Genomic DNA, 3,242 nt, shown 5'->3' on the forward strand with positions numbered 1-3,242 from the left:
GTTCCTGTTTTATCAAACACAATGGCTTGGATATTCCGCGCACCTTCAAATGCGGTTCGGTTGCGTATCAGGAGTCCGTTCTTTGCGGCAAGCGATGTCGAAGTTGCAATGACAAGTGGAGCGGCGAGCCCTAACGCATGTGGACATGCAATTATCAGCACGGTAACCATACGTTCCAAAGCAAAAGAGATCGGATACCCTAGTGTAATCCATGCGGCAAAGGTGAGAATCCCTACCACCAAGGCACCATAAAAGAGCCACTTAGCGGCACGGTTCGCCAGATCCTGAGCTCGGGACTTGGAAGCCTGGGCTTCTTGAACGAGTGCAATTACTTGCGATAGGTATGTCTCTTTGCCTACGCTCTGAACGGAAATCTTGACAGAGCCCTGACCGTTAATGGAGCCGCCAATAACTTGGTCGCCTACTTGCTTGGCATTCGGTACGGATTCGCCGGTTAGCATCGACTCATCAATCAAGGTTTCGCCTTCAGTAATCTGACCGTCGATCGGAACTTTTTCCCCCGGTTTGACGAGTACGATATCGCCTTTTTTAAGCCCAGTGACATCGATTTCGATAATCTCGCCTTTTTCTTTTACCAAATGTGCATCGGAAGGCATAAGTTTGGCGAGCTCCTCTAAAGCTTTAGAGGCCCCCATGATGGACTTCATCTCAATCCAATGCCCGAGCAGCATAATGTCGATTAATGTAGCAAGCTCCCAGAAAAAATCGGTTGTGGTGAGACCGAAAGTAGAGCTTGTACTATATACATACGCAACAACGATGGCGAGACAGATGAGAGTCATCATTCCAGGGTTTTTAGCGGAAAGCTCATCCTTAAGGCCTTTAATAAAAGGCCAGCCCCCATAGAAGAACACAAACGAGGACAATAGAAAAAGAAGGTACGTATCCCCTGGAAATCGCCAGTTTACGCCCATAAACATTTGAATCATTGGGGAAATGATCAGGATCGGAATCGTGACAATTAAGGAAATATAGAAACGCTTTTTAAAATTTTCAACCATATGCCCATGATGTCTGGAATGATCATGTCCGCCAGCGTGCATGCCATGGTTTACATGTCGGTGCTCATCATGCTGATGATGGTGCTCGTGTTCATCATGTTGTAAATGTTGGTGTTCGTTGGGTTCGTGGTGTAGTTCTTTATGTTGATGTTCAGAGGAATGTTGGGAATGATCGCTTTGATCATGTTTATGATTGTTATTCATGATCTTGCTCCTTCGCATTTTTATTTATTTTTAAGTAATTAATTTAACCTTTTTTGATATTTTTAATCACCTTCCGGTTCTTATTCCAACATCAACGTATTGTAGAAGAGAGGAAGAGAAAAATAAGCAGTTGCTAAGGACATATTCACTATGTAAGAAGGGAAGCTAAATAATTAAAATATTGTAACCCTACAAATTGTAGTATAAATATGGTACATTATAATGTCAATTTTCGGCGCGGTTTTATTTTATAAAAAATCATTTAGTTCGACATTTCAAATAACTCTCGAAAGCCTTTAGCAAGTGATTTAAGCCATTCATATCACGGTTTTTGTACTTCTAAAAAAATAAGGATTGACAAAATAACAGAAAATAGACTACATTATGTAGGGTTACAAAAAATTAATTTTTGCCGAATTTCTTAACAGAAAACGGGGGAACCACTTTTGGGTGAATTATTCTTTTCGTAAAAAAGAATATAGGGAACCTTCTACCGAACCCTCAGCTAACTCCGTAGGCATCGAAGGGAGACTACATATTTGAAAAAACTGATCTTATCGGCATTAGGTGCAGCACTTATTTTTTCAGCAAGCGCTACCAGTTCCTTTGCTAGTTCGGTCAAACTTGAAAATGAAGTGGATAAAGTCGTGGGGACGCCTTACCTGTATGGAGGTACAACAGTAGCTGGTTTTGATTGCTCGGGTTTTATTTTATATATTTTTGATAAGTTCAAATTGGATTTGCCTCGTACGTCAAAAAGCCAGGCAAAAGAGGGAACTCCGGTGGATCAGGACAATCTTCGAGCTGGAGACTTGGTATTTTTTAATACGGATGGGAAGGGGATTTCTCATGCAGGCATCTATATCGGCGACAATAAGTTTGCACACTCTTCAAGTAGTAAAGGTGTAAGAATAAGCAGTTTGTCAGAATCTTATTATAAAAATCGGTATGTTACTGCAAGACGTGTTGTGAGTGAGCAGAGTTACCTTAAAATGATTGGTGAAGAATAACCTTTAAAAGGACAAGCTATAGTTATGGGCTTGTCCTTCTATTTTTCGAATATGATCATCCAAAGAGGACGATCATATTCATAATTTGACCAAAGAAGATTTATTAACTACAATGTGTAGTATGTTAGACTTACAGCAGTTGTTGATTCTGGTCCAAGATAGGACTTTAAGAGTCAATTTTGGATGAAAGGGTGTAAGCATGTCTGTTAAACGTATGTATTTAAACGAGGAGGGGCTAAATCGCTTTTTTGGTTCTCTAGAAGCTCAAATCATGGAGATTATTTGGGAACATAATAGAATAACCATTAAAGAAGTGCAGTCTCTTCTGGATGATGATTTATCTTTCAATGCCGTGATGACGGTGATGAATCGCTTGATTGAAAAAGGGCATCTGAAGAAAGCAACTATAGGGAAGGGAAGAGCAAGACAGAGTTATTTTGAACCTGTACAAAGCAAGGAAGAATTTATTACCGAACAAACGAAAACTGTTACCGTAGGTTTAATTAACGACTATGGGAACTTGATGGTAAATCATATGGTTGATGCGATGCAGCAGGCCGATCCTCAGTTGATGAAGTTATTAGAATCACGTTTAAATGAATGGAAAAAAAATCGCCATGATAACCATTAAAAAGCATTCGATTATTTTTTACTTGATGATCGTCCTTGGTTTGCTCTTTTGGAGTCATATGGCATTTTATGTTCTGCATGAAATTTGGGGTTATTCCATTCAATGGGGAATATTGGAATATTGTCTTTCCGCTCTTGGAGAGACCACAATGATACACCAGTTCATATTAATAGGATTGAATATCATCATTTTATATAGCTTTCTGTCATTTTTTTACATTCTATTCAAACAAGTGTATCTTGAAATACAGTGGAATAAAGAAGTCCAATTCAAATCGGATATTTTGTTGACGGAAGCAATAAACAAAAAATATCAAAGAATTAATGGGAAAATAATAGTTATTAAAGACCATTCATTATTCGCTTTAACTTATGG

4 protein-coding genes and 1 riboswitch are annotated in these 3,242 nt (G+C 39.0%); of the genes, 3 read left to right on the forward strand and 1 reads right to left on the reverse strand.

What is annotated here, in order from left to right; genetic code table 11:
* Window positions 1–1,226, reverse strand: a 1,226-nt coding sequence (locus POTG_RS10695) for an HAD-IC family P-type ATPase (protein WP_036645026.1), incomplete at its 3' end; no start/stop codon positions are given.
* Between the two features lie 400 nt (window positions 1,227–1,626).
* Window positions 1,627–1,761: riboswitch (cyclic di-AMP (ydaO/yuaA leader) on the forward strand.
* A gap of 4 nt (window positions 1,762–1,765) precedes the next feature.
* Between POTG_RS10695 and POTG_RS10700 the strand changes: the two genes are divergently transcribed.
* From POTG_RS10700 to POTG_RS24800, 3 genes are all read left to right on the forward strand, one after another.
* On the forward strand, window positions 1,766–2,236 hold the full coding sequence (locus POTG_RS10700; protein WP_009224842.1) for a C40 family peptidase: 471 nt from the start codon (window positions 1,766–1,768) through the stop codon (window positions 2,234–2,236).
* Window positions 2,237–2,435: 199 nt separating this feature from the next.
* On the forward strand, window positions 2,436–2,867 hold the full coding sequence (locus POTG_RS10705) for a BlaI/MecI/CopY family transcriptional regulator (RefSeq protein WP_009224843.1): 432 nt from the start codon (window positions 2,436–2,438) through the stop codon (window positions 2,865–2,867).
* On the forward strand, window positions 2,854–3,242 hold a 389-nt coding region (locus POTG_RS24800; RefSeq protein WP_036644981.1), incomplete at its 3' end, for a hypothetical protein. The genes POTG_RS10705 and POTG_RS24800, both read left to right, overlap by 14 nt.

The organism is Paenibacillus sp. oral taxon 786 str. D14, assembly GCF_000159955.1.
GTDB classification, from domain to species: Bacteria; Bacillota; Bacilli; order Paenibacillales; family Paenibacillaceae; genus Fontibacillus; species Fontibacillus phoenicis.